Raw genomic sequence first — 21,162 nt, 5'->3', positions numbered from 1 at the left:
TTGGGGGTCACTTCATGGATGGGTTTACGGCGTCCCCCTCAACCGGACCCACCCCGCCCCCCCACGGATAGCCAGCTTTTGACGTTGACGTTGACGTTGATTCGGCGGGTGCAGGGCGCAGCCCTGCCGAACAACCCCCTACCGCGTTTGGCCTTCGCCGCGGACGACAAACCGTTCGACCGTCAGCGCTTCCAGACCCATCGGCCCATAGGCATGCAGCCGCGTGGTGGAAATACCAATCTCGCTGCCCAGCCCGAGCTGACCACCATCGGAAAAACGCGACGATGCGTTGACCATCACCACCGCCGAGCGCAGTGCGTTGACGAAGCGCTCGGCACTGACGCTGTCTTCGGTGGCGATCACTTCGGTGTGGTCGGAGGTGTAGGTGCGGATGTGCGCGATCGCGGCGTCCAGGTCGTCCACCACGCGCACGGCCAGCACCAGATCGAGGAACTCGGCGGCATAGTCTTCGTCGGTGGCGGCGGTGCTGCCCGGCAGCAGCGGCTGGGCGCGTTCGTCGGCACGCAACTGCACGTTGCGTTCGCCCAGGGCCTGTGCGGCGCGCGGCAGGAAGGCGTCGGCCACGTCCTGGTGCACCAGCAGGGTTTCCAGTGAGTTGCACGCCGCGGGGCGGCTGCACTTGCCGTCCACCAGCAGGCCGATGGCCTTGTCCAGGTCGGCGCTGGCATCCACGTACAGGTGGCACACGCCCTTGTAGTGCTTGATGACCGGCACGCGGGCGTGTTCGGCCACGAAACGGATCAGCCCTTCGCCACCACGCGGGATCGCCAGGTCGATCAGTTCGTGCAGCTGCAGCAGTTCCAGCATCGCTTCGCGGCGCAGGTCGGTCAGCACCGTCACGGCAGCCGGCGGTACGCCGTTGGCCTTCAGTGCGGACGACAGCGCCTGGGCGATGGCGCTGTTGGAATGGATGGCCTCCGAACCGCCACGCAGGATCACGCCATTGCCGGCCTTCAGGCACAGCGCGGCGGCTTCGGCGGTCACGTTCGGGCGGGCTTCGTAGATCATCGCGATCACGCCCAGCGGTACGCGCACCTTCTGCACGCGGATGCCGTTGGGGCGCACGTCGTCGCGGGTCACCTGGCCCACCGGGTCCGGCAACGCCGCCACTTCGCGCACGGCCTCGGCCATGGCGAACAGGCGGGCCGGGTCCAGCGCCAGGCGGTCGAGCATGGCGCTGCCCACGCCCTTTTCGCGCGCGGCGGCGAGGTCACGCGCATTGCCGGCCAGGATCAGCCCGGCGTTCATTTCCAATGCCTGGGCCATGGCCTGCAGCAGCGTGCCGCGTGCGGTGCTGTCCAGGCCAGCGACCACCTGGGCCGCGTCACGGCAGGCACGGGCCTGTGCTTCGATGTCACTCATGGGGGTGTCCTGCAGTCCGGTCATGGCAGCACCAGGTCGTCGCGATGGACGACGGTACCGCCGTAGTTGTAGCCGAGCACGGCCTGGATGTCGCGCGTATGGCGGCCGGCAATGCGGCGCACATCGTCGGCGGCGTACTGGCTGACGCCACGGGCCACGCAGACGCGGCCCTGCGGCGTGTTCCAGCACACCTGCACCATGTCGCCACGGCGGAAGTCGCCGTCGGCGCCGGTGATGCCGCCGGGCAGCAGCGATGCGCCCTTTTCACGCATGGCCTGCGCCGCGCCGGCATCGACGATGATCGCGCCTTCGGCCAGCGGTGCATGCCGCAGCCAGTGCTTGCGTGCGGCCTCGCGGCTGCGCGCGGCATGGATGCGGGTGCCGAACAGGCGGTCGTGGCCCAGCGCACGCACGACGTCGCCGCTGCGGCCGTTGAACAGGTAGGTTTCGATGCCCAACCGGCCCGCCTTGGCGGCGGCCTCGAGCTTGGTGCGCATGCCGCCGGTGCCCGCGCGCGAGCCGGCGCCGCCGGCCATGGCCAGCACGGCATCGTCCAGTTCGGGCACGTCGTGCAGCGGGCGGGCATCGGCCACGGTGCGCGGGTCGGCGCTGTACAGGCCGTCGATATCGGTGGCGATGAACAGTGCATCAGCATCGACCAGCGCGGCCACGGTGGCGGCCAGGTTGTCGTTGTCGCCAAGCTTGAGCTCGTCCACCGACACGGTGTCGTTCTCGTTGACCACCGGCAATGCACCCAGGCGCAGCAGCTCGGTCAGCGTGGCGCGCGCATTGAGGTAGCGGCGGCGGTTGCGCAGGTCGTCGTGGGTCAACAGTACCTGGGCAACCGGGCGCTCGAAGAAGCGCTGCCAGAGGCCGATCAACTGTGCCTGGCCCAGCGCGGCCAGTGCCTGCCGTGCGGCCATGGCCGCACCGGGTTCATCGGCACGCGGCAGGATGGCGCGGCCGGCGGCGACCGCGCCGGAGGAGACGATGACCACTTCGCGCCCGGCCAGCACGTTGGCCGACACGAACTGCGCCAGGCCCAGCGCATGCCGCGGCGACAGGCCACCGCCATCGGCGGCCAGCAGGCTGCTGCCCACCTTGAGCACCGCACGCCGCCACGGCGGCAGCGCTTGTTCGGGGAACGGCGAGGCGACGTGGGGGGCGTGCAGGGTCATCAGGTGCGCCTCAGCGGGTGTTCCATTCGTGCACGGTCAGGTGCGAGGCCTGCATCGTCACCAGCGGATCGGTGGCGACGATGGCCTGCGCCTGCGCCAGGCTGTCGACGTTGCACAGCACGTAGGCGCCACCGCTGCCATCGGCGAACCCGCCGGTCAGCTGCAACCGGCCCTGCTCGCGCAGTGCATCGAGGAAGTCGCGATGCGGCTGCACGGCGGCATCATTGAAGTCCGGCCGGCGCATGGCCATGACCAGGTAGACGGTGCCCGCCATCAGGCCAGCGCCTGCCAGCGCGTGCGCAGTTCGTCCAGGCGCAGGTCGGCGGCCGAACCGGGCGACACGCGCGCGGCCAGGCTGCCTTCGGGCGTGCGCCCCTGCCCTGCACTGTCGGCACCGGCGGCAGCGGCCTTGTAGGCCTCGCGGAACGGCACGCCGGCCACGGCGGCTTCCACGGCCACGTCGGTGGCATACATGCCCGAGTCGATGGCCGCGCGCAGCTTGTCGTCGCGCCATTCCAGGTTGGCCAGCAGCGCCGGCAGCAGCTCCAGCGCGGCCAGGCCGCGGCCGAAGCCGTGGAAGATGGCGCCCTTGGACGACTGCAGGTCGCGATGGTAGCCGGACGGCAGCGACAGCAGCTGTTCGATTTCAGTGCGCGCTGCGGCCACGCTGGCGTGGGTGGCGCGCATGAGCTCGATCACGTCCGGATTGCGCTTGTTGGGCATGATCGAGCTGCCGGTGGTGTACTGCGCCGGCAGTGCAACGAAACCAAACTCGGCGCTGGTGAACAGCGACAGATCCCAGGCGATGCGGCGCAGGTCGAGGGTAGCGCCACCCAGCGCTTCCAGTGCGGCCAGCTCGAACTTGCCGCGCGACAGCTGCGCGTAGATCGGCGAGATCTGCATGCGGGCAAAGCCCAGCGCAGCGGTGGTGTGTTCGCGGTCCAGCGGCAGGTTCACGCCGTAACCGGCGGCAGTGCCCAGCGGATTGGCGTCGACCAGCGCATGGGTGTCGCGGGCACGCACGGCGTTGTCGATGAAGGCTTCGGCCCAGCCGGCCCACCACATGCCCGCCGAGGACACCACGGCGCGCTGGATGTGGGTGTAGCCGGGAATCGGCAGGTCCTTCTCGGCCTGCGCGCGGTCCAGCGCGACCTTGGCCACTTCAGCGCTCAGCTGGGCCACACGCTGCAGCTTTTCCTTCAGCCACAGGCGGGTGGCCACCAGGATCTGGTCGTTGCGGCTGCGGCCGGTGTGGATCTTGCGGCCGGCATCGCCCAGGCGCTCGGTCAGGCGCGCTTCGATGGCCGAGTGACCATCCTCGTACTGCGTATCAAGCACGAAACGGCCTGCGCGGAAGTCCTGCGCCAGCACCTCCAGTTCGCGCAGCAGGCCTTCCAGCTCGTCGGCGCTGAGGATGCCGATGTGTTGCAGGCCTTGCGCGTGCGCGGCGCTGGCGGCGATATCGTGCAGGAAGAACTCACGGTCGAGGATCACGTCATCGCCGGCGAGGAAGGTCTGGATCTGTGCGTCGACCGCGACGCCCGGCTTCTGCCAAAGAAGGTCTGCCATGGGGGGCTCCGTAATACGTGTTCAGTGCGGGATCGACGTCAGTTCGTCGATGCCCAGCGCAAGGTTGAGGTTCTGCATGGCCTGGGTGGCCGCACCCTTCAGCAGGTTGTCCAGGGTGGCCACCACCACCACCCGCTTGCCACCGGGTGCCAGGGTGAAACCACCGACCTGGGCGCCGTGGCGGCCGGCAATGCGGCTGACCCACGGTGCTTCGTCCACCACCTCCACCAGCGGCTCGCCGGCATAGGCCTGCTGGAAGCGCTCGACGATCTGCTCGCGGGTCTGCGCGCGGTTCAGCCACAGGTTGGCGGTGAGTGTGATGCCACGGAAATGCGGGGCCACGTGCGGCATGAACTCGACCGGCACGCCGAGCTGCGCGGATACTTCGCGCTCGTGCATGTGGTTGGTCAGCGAATACGGCATCAGGTTGTCGGCCAGCAGCTCGGGGTTGTTCTTGTCCGACGGCGAGGTGCCGGCACCGGAGTAACCGGAGACGCCGAAGCATTGCGGCGGGCCGGCCAGCAGGTCCAGCAGCGGGTGGATGGCCAGCTGCATGGCGGTGGCGTAGCAACCCGGGTTGCTGATGTGCTTCTGGCCCTGGTAGCGGCCACGGGTCAGCTCCGGCAGGCCGTAGTACCACTGGCTGTCGAAGCGGTAGTCGGCCGACAGATCGACGATGATGGTGTCCGGCTTGACCGCCTGCAGCGCAGCCACGAACGGTGCGGCCAGGCCATTGGGCAGGGCCAGGATCACCGCGTCCACGCCCTTGGCGGCCACGGCATCGGCATCCAGGTTTTCGTAGTGCAGCTCACCGGTGTATTCCGGGTGATGGTCGGCCAAGGGCCTGCCGGCCAGTTCGCGCGAGGACACGAAGGCCAGCTGCAGGCGCGGGTGCGCGGCCACCAGCTTGATCAGTTCGGCGCCGGTATGGCCGCGGGCACCGACGATGCCCAGGGTGAAAGTCGAATCGTTCATGCGTGACTGTCCAGGCGGTGCTGCAGGTGGCGCTTAACGCCCTGCCATTCCGCGTCGATGATGGAGAAGATGACGGTATCGCGCGGCGTGCCATCGGCATGCCGGGTGTAGTTGCGCAGCACGCCATCCTGCTTGGCACCCAGGCGGGCGATGGCGGTGCGCGAGGTGTGGTTGAACCAGCTGGTTTCCAGCACCACGCTGATGCAGCCCAGGGTTTCGAAGGCGTGCTGCAGCAGGAGCAGCTTGGCCTCGGTGTTGACGCCGCTGCGCTGCACGCGCGGCGCGTACCACGTGTATCCGAGGCTGAGCCGCGGCACGCTCGGTTCCAGCGCATAGAAGCGCGTGCTGCCGACGATGTCACCGGCCGCATCGCGGATCACGAACGGCAGCACCTTGCCTTCGGCCTGCACATCCAGCGCGGCCTGCACGTAGTGCCCGACCTGCTGCGGCGACGGCACCTGGGTGTACCACAGCCGGTCCAGGCCACTGCCCTCCACCGCCGCGGCCAGGCCGGGCACATGCTCACGCTGCAGCGGCTCCAGCAGCACGTGCTGGCCGCGCAGGGTGGGAACGGTGGTCCAGGCGTCGGCGTCACTCATCGCACTCAGTCCTGCAGGCTCGGCGGACGCGCCGCGCAGTGGTCGACGTAGGTCTTGATGCGGTCGATGCCATCGGCGCCGTACCAGAACACCTTCCAGGTGTTCTGCTTGTAGCAGCCATCGGATTCGGCGTAGTAGAAATGGTTGATCGGGTTGCCATTGCGCGAGCGCCAGAACAGCTGCGGGGTTTCTTCCAGCATCACGTTCCAGACGGCACGGCCCAGGCCCTCGCCCTGCGCATCGTCCAGCACCGCGAACTTGTCCAGGTACACGCCTTCGGCTTCGTCGGTGAGGATGACCGCGGTGCGGTAGTTCTCGCTGACGTAGGCGCGCAGCAGCCTGGTCTTCTGGAAATAATCCGGCACCAGGGTGCGGCCGAAGCTGGATTCGATCAGGCCCTTCAGGCGTGGCAGGTCCAGTTCATTCCAGGTCGTGGCACGCAGCACCTTTTCACCCTTGCGCACCAGCGTGCCCGAGCCCTTGTGGGTGAACAGTTCCTTGGCCAGATCGGCCGGGCGGGTGATCGACACCGACGATTCCAGCGGCAGGCGGTCCAGCAGATCCTTGATCTGCTCGATCTTCACCTTCATGCCGCCGTGGATCCACGGCTGCGCGATGAGGTGGTCGTATTCGGTGGACAGGTTGATCGAATCGATCACGCTGCCCGACTCGTCCAGCAGGCCGCCGGTACCGGTCAGGAAGATGATCTTGTACGGCTGCAGTTCCTGGACCAGTTCGTTGGCGGCGAAGTCGGCGTTGACGTTGAGGATCTGGCCGCCGGCGGTTTCACCCAGGCTGGTGATGACCGGAATCGACCCGGCGCGCAGGCTGGCTTCGATCGGCGCCAGATTGACCTTCTTCACCTCGCCCACCAGGCCGTAGGTGTCCTGGTCCAGGTACTCGGCTTCGAACACGCCACCGGTGATGGAGGTGGCGCGTGCGCCGTTCTGCTGCAGGGCTTCGACCAGGCGCAGGTTGGACTGCTGGAACACCCGGCGCACGATCGCCAATGCTTCCGGCGAGGTCACGCGCAGGCCGTTGACGGTCTGTTTCTCGATGCCGGCAGCGGACAGTTCAGCGTCCAGCTGCGGGCCGGCGCCGTGCAGCACGATCGGGGTCAGGCCCACTTCCTGCAGGAACGACAGCGAGGAGGTCAGCGCTTCAAGATCGTCGCGCAGCACCGCGCCGCCGACCTTGACCACGGCGAAGCGCTTGGCGTCCAGCTGCGAGAAGCGCTTGAGGTACTGGCTGATCTCCTTCGCGCTGGCCATGCTGGAAAGCAGGCGCACGATGGTCTGGCGGGTCTGGCGGTGGGGCTGGAGGGCAGGAGACATTTCGGTTTCGTCACAGGCGGCGGTCGCCGCGTTGCAGTTCCGCCATGCCGGGGCATGGCGGCGTTGTGGGGGTCGATCAGGCGCCGGCGGCGATGATGCGGTGCACGGCGTCGGTGTAGCGCTGCAGCTGGTCCAGCGTCACGAACTCATCGGCGGTGTGGGCCTGGGCGATGTCACCCGGGCCGAACACCAGCGTGGTGTAACCACCGGCCGAGAACAGTGAGGCTTCGGTCCAGAAGTCCACGGCATTGCCGATCGGCAGGTCCAGTGCATCGGCCACGTCGCGCGCCAGCAGGCGGCGGTTTTCGGCTTCGGCAATGTCACCGGCCGGCAGGCTGGGGCCACGGAAGGTTTCGGTGAACAGTGCCGCTTCCGGTTCGGCGAAACCGGCGAAAGTTGCCAGCAGGGCGTCGATGTCCATCGACGGCAGCGGGCGGAAACCGAAACGCACTTCAGCCGCAGGCGCGATCATGTTGGCCTTGATGCCACCTTCCACGCGACCGATGTTGAAACGCAGGCCGGTGAGGCCGCCGAAACGCGCCGACGCCAGCGATTCCACATGGTCCAGCGCGCGGTTGCCCCAGCGCATGGCCTGGTGCAGCGCGCTGGCGGCCGCATCCTGCTTGCCCGAGGCATGGCCGGCACGGCCGGCGAACTGCATCAGCACCGAGCTGATGCCACGGTGGGCCAGCACGGCCTCGCTCATGGTCGGCTCGGCCACCAGCACCGCCTCGTAAGGCAGGCCACGGGCCAGGAACGCGGCGATGCAGCGCGGGTCGTTGGCTTCTTCATCGCTGGAGAACAGGAACGCGGCATCGCCATCGCTGGCATTGGCCGCGGCCACCAGCGCAGCAGCTGCGCCCTTGATGTCACACACGCCCAAGCCGACCACGCGGTCGTCCAGGCGGCGCATCACGTGCGGGTCGGCACTCCAGTGCGGGGAGTCCGGCACGGTATCCAGGTGCACGTTGAACAGGTACTTCGGCGTACCGCGCACGGCATACAGGCTGACCGCACCGACGCCGTGGTCGATCACCTCGACGTTGAACCCAGGCAGGTTCGCGCGCAGGTAATCGAAGATGCCACCGGTGGTGATCGCACGCGGCGGGTTGCGGGTGTCGAAGGACACCAGCGCCTGCAGGTGATCGAGCGTCTGTTCAAGCATGAATCAACAATCCTGTGGAATTCCGCCGGGCATGGCCCGGCGCTACCGTGATGCGTCTGGTGGAGAGCCCCCTTCTTGTTGAAGGGGGCGCGCCAACGGCGCAGGGTTAAGGTGGAATGCGCGGGAGACGCGCGCGCAATTCAATCGCTCAGCGATTGACTTGCGCGTAAAGCGTCGAGCTCATGCCGAACAGCTTGATGAAGCCCTCGGCCTCTTCCACGCCCCAGTCGGCCGACTGCGCGTAGGTGGCGCCCTTGGTGTTGAGCAGGTGCGGCGACTTCACGGCCACTGCGTCGACGCGGCCACCACGGGTTTCCAGCACCACTTCACCGTTCACCTTGGCCTGCGAGGACTTCAGGAAGGCCTCGATGTCGGTCTTCAGCGGGTCGTGGTAGAAGCCTTCGTACACCAGCTCCACCCACTTGCGTGCCACGTCCGGCTTGAAGCGGTTCTGCTGCTTGGTCAGCACGGCATCTTCCAGCGCGCGGTGCGCGGCCAGCAGCGAAACCAGGCCCGGGGCCTCGAACACGATGCGGCCCTTCAGGCCGATGACGGTGTCGCCGGTGTAGACGCCACGGCCGACGCCGTAAGGGGCGAACAGCTTGTTGAGCTGGGCCAGGATCTGGTCGCCCGGCAGCGCCTTGCCGTCCAGTTCAACGGCTTCGCCTTCGACGAATTTCAGGGTGACGGTCAGCGCCTGTTCCGGCCACTCGCTGCGCGGCGCGCACCAGCCACGGGCGCCCTCGCCCGGGGCTTCCCAACGGTCGATCTCGCCGCCGGACATGGTCAGGCCCAGCAGGTTCTCGTTGATGGTGTAGGCCTGCTGCTTGGCACGCACGCCGAAGCCACGCTCTTCCAGGTACTTCTGCTCGTAGGCGCGGGTCTGGGTGTGTTCCTTCTGGATTTCGCGGATCGGCGCGATGATCTGGTAGTCACCCAGGGCCTTCACGGCCAGGTCGAAGCGGACCTGGTCGTTGCCCATGCCGGTGCAGCCGTGGGCAATGATGTTGGTGCCCAGTTCGGCGGCACGCTTCAGCGCGGCATCGACGATGAGGTAACGGTCGGACACCAGCAGCGGGTACTGGCCCTGGTAGCCTTCGCCAGCCCACACGAACGGCTTGACGAAGCCTTCCCAGATGGCTGGGCCACCGTTGACGGTCTGGTGGCTGGCCACGCCCAGTTCGGCGGCGCGCTTTTCGATGAAATCGCGCTCTTCATCATCCACGCCGCCGGTATCGGCGAACACGGTGTGCACGTTGTAGCCACGTTCCTGCAGGTAGGGCACGCAGAAGCTGGTATCCAGGCCGCCGGAGAAGGCGAGAACGACGTCTTTGTTGCTCATGGGGAGGGTATGTCCTGGTAGCGCCGGGCCGTGCCCGGCGGAAATGATTGAATCGGAAAAAAAATCAGCGCCCGGCAACGGCGGCCATGATCGCCTTCTGCACGTGCAGGCGGTTCTCGGCTTCGTTGATGGCGATGCACTGCGGCGAATCCATCACCGCATCGGTGGCCTTGACGTTGCGGCGCAGCGGCAGGCAATGACTGAACACACCGTTGTTGGTGAGCGCCATCTTGCGTTCGTCCACGATGAAGTGCTTGAACTGGTCGCGGATCGGCTTTTCCGGCTCCCAGTTGCCGAAGAACGGCAGCGCGCCCCAGCTCTTGGCGTAGACCACGTCGGCGCCGGCGTAGGCGCTGTCGATGTCATGGCTGATCTTCAGCGAACCACCGCTCTCGGCGACGTTCTGCTCGGCCCAGCCCATGTAGCGCTCGTCCAGGATGTAGTCGGCGGTCGGGCACAGCAGGGTCACATCCATGCCCATGCGGGTGGCGATGGTCAGCGCCGAATTGGCCACGGCGGTGTTCAGCGGCTTGGGGTGGTAGGTCCAGGTCAGCACGTACTTCTTGCCGCGCAGGTCCTGGGTGCCGAAGTGCTCCTGCAGGGCCATCGCGTGCGCCAGTTCCTGGCACGGGTGGGTGATGGTCTCCATGTTGATGACCGGCACCGGCGAGTACTTGGCGAAGCTGTTGAGGACGATGTCCTGGCGGTCGTAGGCCCAGTCCACGAACTTGGGGAACGCCCGCACGGCGATGATGTCGCAGTAACGGCCCAGCACTTTGGCCACTTCGGCGATGTGTTCTTCGGTGTCCCCATCCATCACCGTGCCGAGGTTGAACTCGATCGGCCACGCATCCTTGCCCGGCTGCAGCACCACCGCATGGGCACCAAGCTGGAACGCACCCAGTTCGAAGCTGGTGCGGGTGCGCATGGACGGGTTGAAGAACACCAGCGCGATCGACTTGCCCTTGAGCTGGTCGCCGAGCTTGTTGCGCTTGAACAGCGCGGCCTGGGTCAGCAGCGCATCAAGATCGCTGCGGCTCCAGTCCTGGGTGTTCAGGAAGTGCTTGGGGGACATCATCTTTCCTTGCGTGGCGGCGCCGGGTTTCGACGCGGTGGAAGGGAAAACCGGAAAACAGGGTGGAACGAAAAGGTTGCAGATGAAGCTTTCGGACAGTGGAAACGAAAAAACCCAGCCGGTGGGCTGGGTTTTTTTCGGACGAACAGCAGAAAGCTCCGGTTACCCAGCGAGGATGTGGGGTTCCGGTCGACGGGCACGCGACGTCATGCCAGTGGCCTGACGGGCGGCGCTGCTGTCGTGCTGGAAGTCGGTGAGCTTCATGGTCGATTATCTTTGCATGGGGCCGGGGCTGGCGCAAGGGCCAGCGGCCGCATGGCTCAGGGCGTACCGGCCCCGGCCTGCTCCGGACCCACCCAGGGGGTGATCGAGACCCGGATCTTCAGGCGGTTGCCGGGGTCTTCCGGCAGGCGCGAGCGGTACTTGGTGCCCTTGTAGACGTAGTCCACGTCATAGGCGATGGGCCGGCGGAATTCACGCCCGACCGGCACGATCTTGCAATCGCGGGTCAGCATCGGCCCGTTGTTGGCCGGGGCCGGGGTCGGGTTCTCGGCGGCCACCTCCTCGGCGACCTCCTCGTCGGAGCGCTTGAACATCGAGCGCACCGAATCCCAGAAGCGGCTGATCCGGCCCTTGTCTTCGGTCGGTTCCTCGCCCGTCACGTTCACCGGGGCCAGGGTGCGGGTCGAGACCGGCTCGCAGTGCTCCTCGGTACGGGTCGCGCGCAGGGTCTGGAACACCGGTTCGACGTTCAGCACCTGGGCGTAGTCGAACTTCACGTTCTCCACGATCACCACCCGGTTGCGCGGCTCGGCGTCCTGGGCCTGGGCCACGACCGGCGCCGCCGACAGGCAGGCCAGGGTCAGCAACGCGGTGGATTTCATTGGCGATGAAAGGAAGGGCACGGCGATAGTGTAGGCAGTGACGACCGCGAGGGGCTGAACATTACCCGTCCGCGCTGCTCCTGCCCAGCCCACCGCCCACCCCCTGCCCCGCCCGGCGGCCGCAGGCCGTCCCCCATTGGGGGCCGACACGTTCTAAAATCACAGGCTTGTCCCCCAGCCACAGCCCCATGACCCTGCGCCTGCACAACAACCTGACTCGCCAGCTCGAACCGTTCACCCCGCTCGACCCGGCCTGTCCGACCCTGTATGTGTGCGGCCCCACGGTCTACAACTACGTGCACATCGGCAACGCCCGTGGGCCGGTGGTGTTCGGGGTGCTGGCCGACCTGCTGCGGCGCCGCTTCGGCGCCCTGCGCTACGCCCGCAACATCACCGACGTGGATGACAAGATCAACAACGCCGCGCGTGAGCAGGGCGTGCCGATCAGCACCATCACCGACCGCTTCGCCGCGGCCTACCGTGAAGACATGGCCGCGCTGGGCGTGGTGCCGCCGGACATCGAACCGGAGGTGACCGCGCACATGCCGCAGATCATCACCATGATCGAGCAGCTGATCGCCAACGGCCACGCCTATGCCGCTGAGGGCCACGTACTGTTCGCGGTGGCCAGCTTCGACGGCTACGGCAAGCTGTCGCGCCGCGACCCGGAGGAAATGCTGGCCGGTGCCCGCGTGGAAGTGGCCCCGTACAAGCGCGACGCCGGCGATTTCGTGCTGTGGAAGCCGTCCAGCGACGACCTGCCCGGCTGGGATTCGCCCTGGGGCCGTGGCCGCCCGGGCTGGCACATCGAGTGCTCGGCCATGGCCGCCGCCCACCTGGGCGAGACCATCGACATCCATGCCGGTGGCGTTGACCTGCAGTTCCCGCACCATGAAAACGAGATCGCGCAGAGCGAGTGCGCGCATGGCGGCAGGATCTTCGCCCGCTTCTGGCTGCACAACGGCATGCTCAACTTCGGCGGCGCCAAGATGAGCAAGTCGCTGGGCAACATCGAGCGCGTGCACGACCTGGTCCGCCAGCACCCGCCGGAGGCGCTGCGCCTGGCCCTGCTGTCGGCCCACTACCGGCAGCCGCTGGACTGGACCGACGGGCTGATCGAGCAGTCCGCGCGCACCCTCGACCGCCTGTACGGCACCCTGCGCGACCTGGCCGAGGTGGACGCCGTGGCGGCGATTCCGGCCACCGTCGAGGCCACCTTGGACGATGACCTGAACACCCCGCAGGCGCTGGCCGAAGTGGCCCGCATCGCCGGTGAGGCACGCCGCGCCACCGATCCGGCCGAACGCGCGCGCCTGAAGGGCGAACTGCTGGGCGCCGGCCTGGCACTGGGCCTGCTGCAGGCCGACCCGGCGCAGTGGTTCGGCACCGCCGCCAGCGAAGGTGACGACGATGCGCGCATCCAGGCACTGATCGACGAACGTGCCGCGGCCAAGCAGGCGCGTGATTTCGCCCGTTCCGACGCCATCCGCGACCAGCTGGCCGCCGAAGGCATCGTGCTGGAAGACACCCCGCAGGGGGTGCGTTGGGTGCGCAAGCGCGCCTGACCCGCCCTGCCCCGTGGCCGGCCGCACCGGCCACGCCCCCACTGTAGAGACCGTTGTGACCGACTCCCCGTTCCCGCTTGAACCCACCGCCGCCGAGGCCCAGGCCGCCATCGCCGAGGAATTCGCCTTCTTCGGTGACTGGTCCGAGCGCTACCAGTACCTGATCGATCTGGGCCGCAAGCTGCCGGCCTTCCCCGACGAGTGGAAGACCGAAGAGCACCGCCTGCTGGGCTGCCAGTCAATGGTGTGGATCGTGCCCGAGGGCAATGCGCAGTCGCTGCGCTTCCACGCCATCAGTGATTCGGCCATTGTCTCCGGCCTGATCTTCCTGGCCCTGCGCGTGTATTCCGGGCGCTCGGCGCAGGAGATCCTGGAGACCGAACCCAGCTACATCCAGGACATCGGCCTGGCCCGCCATCTTTCGCCCACCCGCAGCAACGGCGTGGCGGCGATGCTGGCCTTCATCCGCGAAACCGCCCAGGCCCAGCAGCAGCGCGAACAGCCGTGACCGCTGCCGACACCGATGATGCCGGCGCGCTGGCCCTGCTGGGCCGGCCCGGCTTTGCCAAGCTGCTGGCCTACCGCATCTTCGCGATGCTGTCCTACCAGGTGGTGGCCGTCACCGTCGGTTGGCATATCTACGAAGTCACCCGCAATCCGTTCTCGCTGGGCCTGGTGGGCCTGGCCGAGGTGCTGCCGTTCTTCTGCGTGGCCCCGTTCGCCGGTTACCTGGTGGACCACCTGCCGCGGCGCCGGCTGGGCATGGTGGCCTGCGCCGGCCTGATCGCCACGGCCATCGTGCTGACCAGCGTGGCCCAGGGCTGGCTGCCGTTCCACGGCGTGTGGCCGATCTATGCGGCCATCGCCCTGACCGGCATGGTCCGCGCCTTCCTGTCACCCATCTACAACGCGCTGTTTGCCCGCGTGCTGGCGCGCGAGCAGTACGCGCGGGGCGCGGGCCTGGGCGCGGTGGTGTTCCAGGCCGGCATGGTGGCCGGCCCGGCGCTGGGCGGCGTGCTGGTGGGCATGGGTGGCAAGGGCCTGTCCTATGGCGTGGCCACGACGTTCGCCCTGGTGGCGATGGGCTGCCTGGCCACGCTGAAGGTGGAAGAGCCGGTGCACACCGGCCCGGCCGCACCGATCTTCAAGAGCATCGCCGAAGGCGCCCGCTTCGTGGTTGGCAACCGCATCATGGTCGGGGCGATGGCCCTGGATATGTTCTCGGTGCTGCTGGGCGGCGTGGTGGCGATGCTGCCGGCGTTCCTGCACGAAATCCTGCACCACGGCCCGGAAGGGCTGGGCATCCTGCGCGCGGCACCGGCGCTGGGCTCGGTCTGCGTGGGCCTGTGGCTGGCCCGGCACCCGCTGCAGAAGAACGCCGGCCGCGTGCTGCTGTTCGCGGTGGCCGGTTTCGGCCTGTGCGTGGTCAGCTTCGGCCTGTCGCAGCACTTCTGGCTGTCGGCGCTGATCCTGCTGTTCTACGGCGCGTTCGATGGCGTGTCGGTGGTGGTGCGCTCGACCATCCTGCAGCTGGCCACGCCGGAGGAAATGCGCGGACGGGTGTCGTCCATCAACGGCATCTTCATCAGCTCGTCGAACGAGCTGGGCGCGTTCTATGCGGGCACCATGGCCAAGTTGCTGGGCCTGGTGCCGGCGGTGGTGCTGGGGGGGTTCGCGGTGTTGAGCGTGGCCGGAATCACGGCGTGGAAGAACCCGACGCTGCGGAAGTTGAATCTGCGCGACCTGCAGTAGAGTCGAGCTTGCTCGACTGCTTTTCAGAAGCCAGTCGAGCATGGCTCGACTCTACAAAGGAACGGCCAGCCGAGCATGGCTCGACTACAAGAGCCCGCACTACCCAACAAAAAACCCGGCCGTGGCCGGGTTTTCTGCATGACCAGACAACGATCCGGAATCAGTCGCCCTGCTGCTTCTGCAGGTGCTCCCAACGTTCCTGGGCGTCGATGGTGCGCTCGGCGGTCAGACGCGCTTCGAGGCGGTCCAGGCCGATTTCTTCGCCGGTGTCCACGCAGTAACCGTAGTCGCCGGCTTCCAGGCGCTTGAGGGTGCTGTCGATCTTGCCGATCAGCTTGCGGTAGCGGTCGCGGGTACGCAGTTCCAGCGAGTTCTCGGTTTCGCGGGTCGCACGCTCGGCTTCGTCGCCGATGTCACGCACTTCCTCACGCAGGTTCTCGATGGTCTGCTTGGATTCTTCCACCAGATCGGCGCGCCAGTTCTGCAGGCGCTGACGGAAGTACTCCTGCTGCAGCGGGCTCATGTACTCCTCGTCCGAGGCGGGCTTGTAGCCTGCCGGCAGGATCGGGCGGCCGGTGGCCTCGTCGGTCTTGTATTCGACGACCTTGTACTTGCTGCGCGGGGCCGGCGCCGCCGAACGGGCGGTCACAGCCACGGCAACCTTGCCCACAGGGCGCGACACGGTCTTCGGAGCGGGATCTGATTTCACAGCAGATTTCACGGCAGTCTTGGCAGGCGATTTCGAAACGGGCACGGGATTCTTGGATTGCGGGGCGGTCGATGCTGCAGGGGGGGCGGCCGGGGCCGGCTTGGGGGCCGGTTGGGCTGCTGCCACTGCCGCGGTCTTGGCCGGGACAGGCTTGGCCGGAGCTGCCTTGGCGGCGGGCTTCGGTGCGGACTTCACTACGGGGGCCGGGGCCGGCTTGGCAGCCGGCTTGGCGACATTCTTGGTGGCTTTCTTTACAGCGGCAGGCTTGGCGGCCGGCTTGGCCGCTACGGCCTTCCCGGCAGCAGGCTTCGACACCGGCTTGGTTGCGGCCTTCTTCACCACCGCCTTCGGCGCCGGCTTGGCGGCTGCCTTCTTCGCCACCGGCTTGGCGGCGGCCTTCTTCACCGGCGCGGCCTTGCTGGCAGCCTTCTTCACCACCGGCGCCTTCTTGCCGGCAGCGGCAGGCTTGGCCTTGGCGGGTGCGGCGGCCTTCTTTGCCACCGGCTTGGTCGCCTTGACCGGTGCTTTCTTCGCGGTGGCCTTCCTGGCCGCCGGTTGCGAGGACGCTGCCTTGGTCACCGCCTTGCTGGCCGGCTTTTTGGCAACGGGCTTTGCCGCCAACTTCTTCACAACAGGCTTGGCGGTTTTCTTGGCGGCCGTTGCGGCCTTCTTTGCAGTTTTTTTAGCAGCCACGAAACGCTCTTCCTTGGATTCCCCGGGGCCCGGGAAAGCGGGCCTTTATAGCCTACCCGACCCGCAGCAGCAACCTCGGCGCCCTGCTCCATTCAGTCCTGGAGCCAAGGCACCCAAAGCGCGGTCCGACGAACACGGACCGCCTTGCGCGGTACGGAACCTGGCCGGCACCCAGCGGTGCCGACAGCGGTCGCAGGCCATCGGCGACATGCGACCAACGGCCCATCCTGCACAAATGCGGCCTTCATGCCAACTGGCATAAGATGACTGGGTGATCTCGCGCCTGCTCATTGCCCTGCTGCGCTTCTACAAGCGCTTCATCAGCCCCCTGCTGGGGCCGCGCTGCCGCTTCGTGCCCAGCTGTTCTGAATACGCCATGGATGCCATTGCCCGCCACGGTCCGCTGCGCGGCAGCTGGCTGGCCGCGCGCCGGCTGGGACGCTGCCACCCGTTCCACCCCGGCGGCTTCGATCCAGTGCCCGAGTCTCCCCACGCCCCCTCTTGCCGTTGCACAGGAAAACACTGACATGTCCTCCACGCTCATCACCAATGCCCGCATGGTCAACGAAGGCCGCACCTTCGACGGCGACCTGCGCATCGAGAACGGCCGCATCGCGCAGATCGGCAGCGGGCTGACGCCGCGCGACGGCGAACAGGTGGTGGACGCAGCCGGGCGCTGGCTGCTGCCGGGCATGATCGACGACCAGGTGCACTTCCGCGAACCCGGTCTGACCCACAAGGGCGACATCGCCAGCGAATCGGCCGCTGCCGTGGCCGGCGGGCTGACCAGCTTCATGGATATGCCCAACACCAACCCGCCGACGCTGGATTCGACCATCCTGGAAGCCAAGTACGAGCTGGCCCGCGGTCGCGCCTGGGCCAACTACGGCTTCTACCACGGCGCCAGCAATGACAACCTCGACGCGATCCGCGCCCTGGACCCGAAGAAGGCGCCGGGCGTGAAGGTGTTCATGGGCGCGTCCACCGGCAACATGCTGGTGGACAACCCGGAAACGCTGGACGCGATCTTCCGCGAGTGCCCGACCCCGATCATCACGCACTGCGAAGACACGCCGATGATCGATGCCAACCTGAAGGCGTTCCAGGAGAAGTACGGCGACGCGCTGACCCCGGACATGCACCCGGACATCCGTTCGCGCGAGGCCTGCATCAAGTCGACCCGTCTGGCCATGTCGCTGGCCCGCAAGCACGGCACCCGCCTGCATGTGCTGCACATCTCCACCGCCGACGAGCTGGCACTGTTCGAGAAGGGCCCGCTGATCCGCGCCGACGGCAGCCGCAAGCAGATCACCGCTGAAACCTGCGTGCACTTCCTGCACTTCGCGCGCCCGGACTACGCGACCAAGGGCAACCTGATCAAGTGCAACCCGGCGATCAAGGAAGTGTCCGACCGCGAAGCGATCACCGCCGCGCTGGCCGACGACGTGCTGGACGTGCTGGCCACCGACCACGCCCCGCACACCTGGGAAGAGAAGCAGAAGCCCTACGCGCAGGCGCCGTCGGGCCTGCCGCTGGTGCAGTACGCGCTGGTGGCCGCGCTGGAGCGCGTGCACGAAGGCAAGCTGACCCGCGAGCAGGTGGTGCAGAAGTTCGCGCATGCGCCGGCCCAGCTGTTCGACGTGGAAGAGCGCGGCTTCCTGCGCGAAGGCTACTTCGCCGACCTGGTGCTGGTCGAAGACGTGCCGTTCACCGTCAAGCGCGAGGACGTGCTGTCCAAGTGCGGCTGGTCGCCGTTTGAAGGCACCACCTTCCGTTCGCGCATCGCCTCCACCTGGGTCAACGGCCAGCGGGTGTGGGACGGCAGCACGCTGGTCGGCGAACCGGCCGGCCAGCGCATGACCTACGACCGCTGATGCGCAGCGTATTTCTGTCCGGGGCGCTGCTGCTGGCCGCGCCCCTGCTCAACGCACCATCGGCACAAGCGCAGGATGGCATCGGCAGCCTGATCGACAGCCGCGTGGTATTCCCGCCCAGCGCCTCGCAGGGCGCCATGGTGATCGGCAAGGTGCCGGCCGGCAGCCGCGTGCGCTACGCCGGCCGCGACCTGCGCGTAAGCAACTACGGCAGCGTGGTGTTCGGCATCGGCCGCGACGAGAAAGGCCCGCTGCAGGTGCAGGTGCAGCGCCCGGATGGCGGCAGCGAGACGGCCACGATTTCGGTGACCCCGCGCGACTGGCCGACCGAGCGCGTGAACGGCGTGCCGCCGAAGACGGTGAATCCACCGCCGGCGATTGCCGAGCGCATCAAGCGCGAACAGGCGCAGGTGACCGCGGCGCGCGCCCGCGATGACAACCGCACCGACTTCACCCAGACCTTCATCTGGCCGGTGCAGGGCCGCATCAGCGGCCGCTTCGGCAATGCACGCGTGTACAACGGCCAGCCTGGCGCAGGCCATTCCGGCATGGATATCGCGGTGCCCACCGGCACCCCGGTGAAGGCGCCGGCCGCCGGCGTGGTCACCTTCGCCGGCCCGGATCTGTACCTGACCGGCGGCACGCTGCTGATCGACCATGGCTACGGCATCAGCTCGAACTTCCTGCACCTGTCACGCATCGACGTGAAGGTGGGCGATCGTGTCGAGCAGGGCCAGGTGATTGCCGCCGTCGGCGCTACCGGCCGCGCCACCGGCCCGCACCTGCACTGGGGCATGAACTGGTTCGATACCCGCATCGACCCGCTGCTGGTGCTGGAACGCAAGTAACGCACGCGCATCGTCGCCGGGCATGCCCCGGCGCCGGCCGATCAACGCGCCCGGTAGCGCCGGGCCATGCCCGGCGAGCGCAGCGGCATCAACCGCGCGCGGCCCACCACACGCGCAGCAGCGTGCGCAGCGGGGTCGCTTCCACCGGCTTGCCTGCGGCCCGCGCGGCCACGCGGGCGCGTGCCAGGCTGGACCACACGCGGCGTGGCCGCGGGCCCGGTACGCGGGCGCCCCAGCCCTTCAGCAGGTACTGTGCCCAGCGTTGTGCGGCCGTGCTGGCATCACCGTCCAGCAGGCTGCGCGGGACGCCGGCCACACCGGCATCCTGCAGGCGCTGGGCCAGGGTCTGCAGCTGCACCGCACGCCCGGCACCCTTGCGCGGCGTGTCGTTGAACAGCGCTGCTTCCACCGCAGCGACCGCTTCGGCGTAGTTGGCCAGGGCGCGTTCGGCGCCGGCAGCGTCCAGCGCGACCGTGCGTGCTTCGACCAGGTCCGGCAGGGCTTCGGCCAGCTGCGCCCACGGCGCACGTACCGGCTCCAGCAGGCGCCCCAGCGGATGGCGCGAACGCTGCGCGGCCCAGCTGCGCAGCTCCTCCCCCCACCAGGCCAGCTTGGCGTCGGCCGGCAGCGGGTCGCCGCTGGTGTTGAGCATGTCGTCGAATTCCTGCAGCAGCGCGAACCACGCCACCGCGCGCTCGCGTTGCGGTTCGGCCACGAACGGGGCGGCCACCGACCATTCCGGCCAACGGCTGCGCCACTTGTCGAGGAAACTGTCCAGCGCAGTACTGCTCACTACGATGTTCCTTACGGCTGGGCCGGGGTTGCCGGCCGGGTCGGCCAGAGGCTGGCCAGTTGCAGAAGTTCGGCGTTTTCCACCAGCACATCGGCCTGCCAGGCCAGCGGATCGTCGCTGTGCAGGCGGTAGCCCCACAGCGCCGCCACCGACGGCATGGCCGCCGCGCGTGCGGCGATGATGTCGCGCTCATCGTCGCCGACATAGACACAGTCTTCGGCGGCAACGGCAATCGCCTGCGCCGCATGCAGCAGCGGCAGGGGGTGCGGCTTGCGCTCGGCCAGGCTGTCACCGCCCACCAGCACCGCGCAGCGCTGCTGCCAGCCGTGCTGCGGCAGGATCAGGCGCGCCAGGTATTCCGGCTTGTTGGTGACGATGCCCCACACCGTACCTGCGGCATCCAGCGCGGCCAGCATGCCGGCCACGCCCGGGAACAGCACCGCGTGCTGGCCGATCAGCGCTTGGTAACGCTGCAGGAATTCGGGAATGAGCGCATCACGCTCAGCCGCTTCCAGGTCCGGGAAGGCCGCGGCGACCATCGCACGCGAGCCCTTGGACACCACCGGGCGCAGCTGCGCCGGGTCGATCGGTGCGCGGCCGCGCTCGGCCAGCATGGCATTGCAGGTGGCGACGAAATCCGGCGCACTGTCCAGCAGCGTGCCATCCAGATCGAACAGCACCGCACGCGGGAAAGGCGCGGCACTCATTCCGGCTTGACCGCGTAGGCCAGGTAGTTGATGTCGGTGCGGCCGCTCAGGCGGGCGTGGTTGCGCCACGGCTCGTAGGCCATGCCGCTCACGTCCACCAGCTGCACGTCGGCCTCGCGCAGCCAGCGTGCCAGCTCGGCCGGCTTGATGAATTCCTGGTAGTGGTGTGTGCCCTTTGGCAGCAACCGGGCCACGTACTCGGCGCCGACGATCGCCACCGCGAACGCCGCGGCGGTGCGGTTGATGGTCGACAGGAACAGGTGGCCGCCCGGCTTCAGCAGGCGCTTGCAGGCCTCGATGATGGCGCCCGGGTCGGGCACGTGCTCGAGCATTTCCATGCAGGTGACCACATCGAAGCTACCCGGCTGCTCGGCAGCCAGATCCTCGGCCGCCTGCACCCGGTAGTCGACCTTGGCACCGCTTTCCAGCGCGTGCAGGCGTGCGACCTTGACCAGTTCAGGGGCGAGATCAATCGCGGTGACATCGGCGCCTGCCTGGGCCAGTGCTTCGCTCAGCAGGCCGCCACCGCAGCCGATGTCCAGCACGCGCGCACCACGCAGCGTTACGCGGTCGGCCACGTACTTCAGGCGTACCGGATTGAGCGCATGCAGCGGCTTCTGCGGGCCGTCAGCGTCCCACCAGCGGTTGGCCAGTGCGGCGAACTTGTCCAGCTCGGCTTGATCGAAATTGGAGGAAGCGTGGGGGGCAGTCATGGGA

Annotated in this window: 21 protein-coding genes; 6 read left to right on the top strand and 15 right to left on the bottom strand. The window is 67.9% G+C overall.

All coding sequences use genetic code 11. The annotated features are described in order from the left end of the window. Positions 1-138: 138 nt before the first annotated feature. The 11 genes from ACM2ZB_RS00780 to ACM2ZB_RS00730 all read right to left on the bottom strand — a co-directional run bounded on the left by ACM2ZB_RS00780 (position 139) and on the right by ACM2ZB_RS00730 (position 11,504). Complete coding sequence (locus ACM2ZB_RS00780) at positions 139-1,407, bottom strand: glutamate-5-semialdehyde dehydrogenase (RefSeq protein WP_416057049.1); 1,269 nt, start codon at positions 1,405-1,407, stop codon at positions 139-141. Continuing rightward, positions 1,404-2,561, bottom strand: a complete 1,158-nt coding sequence (gene proB, locus ACM2ZB_RS00775; protein WP_416057048.1) for a glutamate 5-kinase — start codon at positions 2,559-2,561, stop codon at positions 1,404-1,406. Before proB ends, ACM2ZB_RS00780 begins: the two co-directional genes overlap by 4 nt. Positions 2,562-2,571: 10 nt before the next feature. Further along, positions 2,572-2,835, bottom strand: coding sequence for a YciI family protein (locus ACM2ZB_RS00770; RefSeq protein WP_416057047.1), 264 nt, complete (start codon positions 2,833-2,835; stop codon positions 2,572-2,574). Next, entirely contained in the window at positions 2,835-4,130 is a 1,296-nt protein-coding gene (gene argH / locus ACM2ZB_RS00765; protein WP_164075410.1) for an argininosuccinate lyase, read from the bottom strand. The genes ACM2ZB_RS00770 and argH overlap by 1 nt, the downstream gene beginning before the upstream one ends. Positions 4,131-4,151: 21 nt before the next feature. Then, positions 4,152-5,105 carry an N-acetyl-gamma-glutamyl-phosphate reductase gene (gene argC, locus ACM2ZB_RS00760; RefSeq protein ID WP_416057046.1) on the bottom strand — a complete coding sequence of 318 codons (954 nt, stop codon included), beginning with the start codon at positions 5,103-5,105 and terminating at the stop codon, positions 4,152-4,154. Then, positions 5,102-5,704 (bottom strand): GNAT family N-acetyltransferase, encoded by a 603-nt coding sequence (locus ACM2ZB_RS00755; protein ID WP_416057045.1) that lies wholly within the window; start codon positions 5,702-5,704, stop codon positions 5,102-5,104. The genes argC and ACM2ZB_RS00755 overlap by 4 nt, the downstream gene beginning before the upstream one ends. A 5-nt stretch (positions 5,705-5,709) precedes the next feature. Further along, positions 5,710-7,038 carry an acetylglutamate kinase gene (locus tag ACM2ZB_RS00750; RefSeq protein ID WP_416057044.1) on the bottom strand — a complete coding sequence of 443 codons (1,329 nt, stop codon included), beginning with the start codon at positions 7,036-7,038 and terminating at the stop codon, positions 5,710-5,712. A 76-nt stretch (positions 7,039-7,114) separates the two neighbouring features. After that, a complete protein-coding gene (locus tag ACM2ZB_RS00745; RefSeq protein WP_416057043.1) occupies positions 7,115-8,203 on the bottom strand; it encodes an acetylornithine deacetylase in 1,089 nt (362 codons plus the stop codon). Between the two features lie 148 nt (positions 8,204-8,351). Next, positions 8,352-9,545, bottom strand: coding sequence for an argininosuccinate synthase (locus ACM2ZB_RS00740; protein ID WP_200753574.1), 1,194 nt, complete (start codon positions 9,543-9,545; stop codon positions 8,352-8,354). A gap of 64 nt (positions 9,546-9,609) precedes the next feature. Then, complete coding sequence (locus tag ACM2ZB_RS00735; protein WP_416057042.1) at positions 9,610-10,620, bottom strand: N-acetylornithine carbamoyltransferase; 1,011 nt, start codon at positions 10,618-10,620, stop codon at positions 9,610-9,612. Positions 10,621-10,940: 320 nt separating this feature from the next. Then, positions 10,941-11,504, bottom strand: coding sequence for a hypothetical protein (locus ACM2ZB_RS00730; RefSeq protein ID WP_313443182.1), 564 nt, complete (start codon positions 11,502-11,504; stop codon positions 10,941-10,943). A 188-nt stretch (positions 11,505-11,692) separates the two neighbouring features. Between ACM2ZB_RS00730 and cysS the strand changes: the two genes are divergently transcribed. From cysS to ACM2ZB_RS00715, 3 genes are read left to right on the top strand one after another with little or no spacing between them, the layout of a single operon-like run. Further along, positions 11,693-13,069 carry a cysteine--tRNA ligase gene (gene cysS / locus ACM2ZB_RS00725; protein ID WP_416057041.1) on the top strand — a complete coding sequence of 459 codons (1,377 nt, stop codon included), beginning with the start codon at positions 11,693-11,695 and terminating at the stop codon, positions 13,067-13,069. Positions 13,070-13,124: 55 nt separating this feature from the next. Continuing rightward, positions 13,125-13,577, top strand: coding sequence for a SufE family protein (locus tag ACM2ZB_RS00720; protein ID WP_313443178.1), 453 nt, complete (start codon positions 13,125-13,127; stop codon positions 13,575-13,577). Further along, positions 13,574-14,821, top strand: a complete 1,248-nt coding sequence (locus tag ACM2ZB_RS00715) for an MFS transporter (protein ID WP_416057040.1) — start codon at positions 13,574-13,576, stop codon at positions 14,819-14,821. The genes ACM2ZB_RS00720 and ACM2ZB_RS00715 overlap by 4 nt, the downstream gene beginning before the upstream one ends. Before the next feature lie 160 nt (positions 14,822-14,981). Here ACM2ZB_RS00715 and dksA read toward each other — a convergent pair whose 3' ends face one another. Beyond that, on the bottom strand, positions 14,982-16,223 hold the full coding sequence (gene dksA / locus ACM2ZB_RS00710) for an RNA polymerase-binding protein DksA (RefSeq protein WP_416057039.1): 1,242 nt from the start codon (positions 16,221-16,223) through the stop codon (positions 14,982-14,984). Between the two features lie 271 nt (positions 16,224-16,494). Between dksA and yidD the strand changes: the two genes are divergently transcribed. From yidD to ACM2ZB_RS00695, 3 genes are read left to right on the top strand one after another with little or no spacing between them, the layout of a single operon-like run. Continuing rightward, positions 16,495-16,749: a membrane protein insertion efficiency factor YidD gene (gene yidD, locus ACM2ZB_RS00705; RefSeq protein ID WP_107230993.1), complete on the top strand. Its 255-nt coding sequence runs from the start codon at positions 16,495-16,497 to the stop codon at positions 16,747-16,749. Between the two features lies 1 nt (position 16,750). Next, a complete protein-coding gene (locus ACM2ZB_RS00700) occupies positions 16,751-18,097 on the top strand; it encodes a dihydroorotase (RefSeq protein WP_416057038.1) in 1,347 nt (448 codons plus the stop codon). Beyond that, positions 18,097-18,945: a peptidoglycan DD-metalloendopeptidase family protein gene (locus tag ACM2ZB_RS00695; protein ID WP_416057037.1), complete on the top strand. Its 849-nt coding sequence runs from the start codon at positions 18,097-18,099 to the stop codon at positions 18,943-18,945. The genes ACM2ZB_RS00700 and ACM2ZB_RS00695 overlap by 1 nt, the downstream gene beginning before the upstream one ends. Before the next feature lie 88 nt (positions 18,946-19,033). On the opposite strand, the gene ACM2ZB_RS00690 is transcribed toward ACM2ZB_RS00695, so the two are convergent. From ACM2ZB_RS00690 to ubiG, 3 genes are read right to left on the bottom strand one after another with little or no spacing between them, the layout of a single operon-like run. Beyond that, on the bottom strand, positions 19,034-19,738 hold the full coding sequence (locus tag ACM2ZB_RS00690) for a squalene/phytoene synthase family protein (RefSeq protein WP_416057036.1): 705 nt from the start codon (positions 19,736-19,738) through the stop codon (positions 19,034-19,036). Between the two features lie 11 nt (positions 19,739-19,749). After that, entirely contained in the window at positions 19,750-20,445 is a 696-nt protein-coding gene (locus ACM2ZB_RS00685) for a phosphoglycolate phosphatase (RefSeq protein WP_416057035.1), read from the bottom strand. Further along, entirely contained in the window at positions 20,442-21,158 is a 717-nt protein-coding gene (gene ubiG / locus ACM2ZB_RS00680; protein WP_416057034.1) for a bifunctional 2-polyprenyl-6-hydroxyphenol methylase/3-demethylubiquinol 3-O-methyltransferase UbiG, read from the bottom strand. Before ubiG ends, ACM2ZB_RS00685 begins: the two co-directional genes overlap by 4 nt. Positions 21,159-21,162: the final 4 nt, after the last annotated feature.

It is taken from the genome of Stenotrophomonas maltophilia (assembly GCF_047782825.1).
Lineage (GTDB): Bacteria > Pseudomonadota > Gammaproteobacteria > Xanthomonadales > Xanthomonadaceae > Stenotrophomonas.
Note: the sequence above shows the minus strand (reverse complement) of the source record. Positions and strands in the feature narration are given on the sequence as shown.

Excerpts from the sequence above, each read along its gene's own strand:
- argC (WP_416057046.1), bottom strand. The coding sequence starts at position 5,105 with ATGAACGATTCGACTTTCACCCTGGGCATCGTCGGTGCCCGCGGCCAT.
- proB (WP_416057048.1), bottom strand. The coding sequence starts at position 2,561 with ATGACCCTGCACGCCCCCCACGTCGCCTCGCCGTTCCCCGAACAAGCG.
- ACM2ZB_RS00750 (WP_416057044.1), bottom strand. The coding sequence starts at position 7,038 with ATGTCTCCTGCCCTCCAGCCCCACCGCCAGACCCGCCAGACCATCGTG.
- ubiG (WP_416057034.1), bottom strand. The coding sequence starts at position 21,158 with ATGACTGCCCCCCACGCTTCCTCCAATTTCGATCAAGCCGAGCTGGAC.
- ACM2ZB_RS00700 (WP_416057038.1), top strand. The coding sequence starts at position 16,751 with ATGTCCTCCACGCTCATCACCAATGCCCGCATGGTCAACGAAGGCCGC.
- ACM2ZB_RS00685 (WP_416057035.1), bottom strand. The coding sequence starts at position 20,445 with ATGAGTGCCGCGCCTTTCCCGCGTGCGGTGCTGTTCGATCTGGATGGC.
- ACM2ZB_RS00755 (WP_416057045.1), bottom strand. The coding sequence starts at position 5,704 with ATGAGTGACGCCGACGCCTGGACCACCGTTCCCACCCTGCGCGGCCAG.
- ACM2ZB_RS00770 (WP_416057047.1), bottom strand. The coding sequence starts at position 2,835 with ATGGCGGGCACCGTCTACCTGGTCATGGCCATGCGCCGGCCGGACTTC.
- argH (WP_164075410.1), bottom strand. The coding sequence starts at position 4,130 with ATGGCAGACCTTCTTTGGCAGAAGCCGGGCGTCGCGGTCGACGCACAG.
- ACM2ZB_RS00745 (WP_416057043.1), bottom strand. The coding sequence starts at position 8,203 with ATGCTTGAACAGACGCTCGATCACCTGCAGGCGCTGGTGTCCTTCGAC.
- ACM2ZB_RS00735 (WP_416057042.1), bottom strand. The coding sequence starts at position 10,620 with ATGTCCCCCAAGCACTTCCTGAACACCCAGGACTGGAGCCGCAGCGAT.
- ACM2ZB_RS00730 (WP_313443182.1), bottom strand. The coding sequence starts at position 11,504 with ATGAAATCCACCGCGTTGCTGACCCTGGCCTGCCTGTCGGCGGCGCCG.
- ACM2ZB_RS00780 (WP_416057049.1), bottom strand. The coding sequence starts at position 1,407 with ATGACCGGACTGCAGGACACCCCCATGAGTGACATCGAAGCACAGGCC.
- ACM2ZB_RS00695 (WP_416057037.1), top strand. The coding sequence starts at position 18,097 with ATGCGCAGCGTATTTCTGTCCGGGGCGCTGCTGCTGGCCGCGCCCCTG.
- ACM2ZB_RS00740 (WP_200753574.1), bottom strand. The coding sequence starts at position 9,545 with ATGAGCAACAAAGACGTCGTTCTCGCCTTCTCCGGCGGCCTGGATACC.
- cysS (WP_416057041.1), top strand. The coding sequence starts at position 11,693 with ATGACCCTGCGCCTGCACAACAACCTGACTCGCCAGCTCGAACCGTTC.